The sequence below is a fragment of the Bacillus sanguinis genome, from assembly GCF_018332475.1.
GTDB lineage: Bacteria > Bacillota > Bacilli > Bacillales > Bacillaceae_G > Bacillus_A > Bacillus_A sanguinis.
In genome coordinates, this window is record NZ_BOQB01000144.1 from 1 (window position 1) to 1,221 (window position 1,221).

General features: G+C 32.2%; 1 protein-coding gene. It reads right to left on the reverse strand.

The window, feature by feature from the left end; translation table 11 throughout:
• Window positions 1-45: 45 nt before the first annotated feature.
• On the reverse strand, window positions 46-825 hold the full coding sequence (locus KI369_RS16415; RefSeq protein WP_212956650.1) for a BC_2878 family exosporium-associated protein: 780 nt from the start codon (window positions 823-825) through the stop codon (window positions 46-48).
• Window positions 826-1,221: the final 396 nt, after the last annotated feature.

Here is a 1,221-nt window from a genome sequence, read left to right on the forward strand (position 1 = left end):
TAAAAACCCTCAACATTAGTTTAAGGGTTCATTTAAAAATATATGTTATAACTCATTCTTATTAACAAATGATTCTGTTCCTCCATTTTTATATACTTTCGTCACTTGAACAACTGATGTGTACGTATTATCGTCATTCGATATTATCTTTTTCATCTCTTCTATCTCGGCATTACCAACTCCACTCTCAACTTTCAAACAATTCGAGATATTGAGGTATCCACTCGATGCGAAAAGAATAATAAACGTAAGATCTGGGAAATTAATGAATAGTATTCCAAACTTGAAAGGATTCGCAGCCGTATCAGATAAAACTAATCGAAAATTTAATAGTTCAGGCACTTGAACAAAATCTTTAGAAACAACTGCTTCACCTATTATAGTAATTTGCTTTACGACATTCCCCATCTCATCTATAAACTCAGTACAACTAGGCGCATCAATTGTTTTTGCTTGTAGAGATACATTCAATTCCGAATTGTGAAAGTCAAAAAAGAGTGTACTTCCCTCCGTTAAACATTGCGGACACACATTTCCAAGTAGACTAAAATCCTCTTCAATAAATTTAACTTTCGTTTTACAACTACAAACTTTCCCTATTTGAATTGCATCAATCCTAGAGCAATCTACAAAAATAACCTCATCACCCTCTTGTACAAATGATACAACCCCTTTTCTCTCATTAAATGAAAGAAAATAGGATACAACAATTTTGTTTCCCGCTATTACGATACTCTCCACTTTAGTAAACCGTTCTAGACTTTGTAAAAATTCACATATGCTTTTTTGACCACATTGACAATTCCATCTCGATCCACAACCCACTTTCACTCCATCCCTTCCTTATATGTTTTTATCTAATACATATAATATGAGTGGAATACGAGAAAAGCTTGGACAATATAACTTTAACGTTGGAAGATGGTTACCTACTCATCCCCTTAATAATGAGTAATAACACATAAATTTTTCTATAAATACATATAACAATTTCATCTTTCATGAAAAAAACGTTATAATGAAGTGTAGCCTCTACGATTACGTTATAAAGGAGATTAAAACAATGGCTAAAATTAAAGTATATCAAGCAAAAGAAGAAAATATGGAAGCAGTAAAAAACATCATTGATGTTGAGGAACAAAACCCAACTGCTGAAAACTTACAAAATCTATACGCATGTGTATTAGATACTGAAGATATGGCATTGCCTGAATCATACAA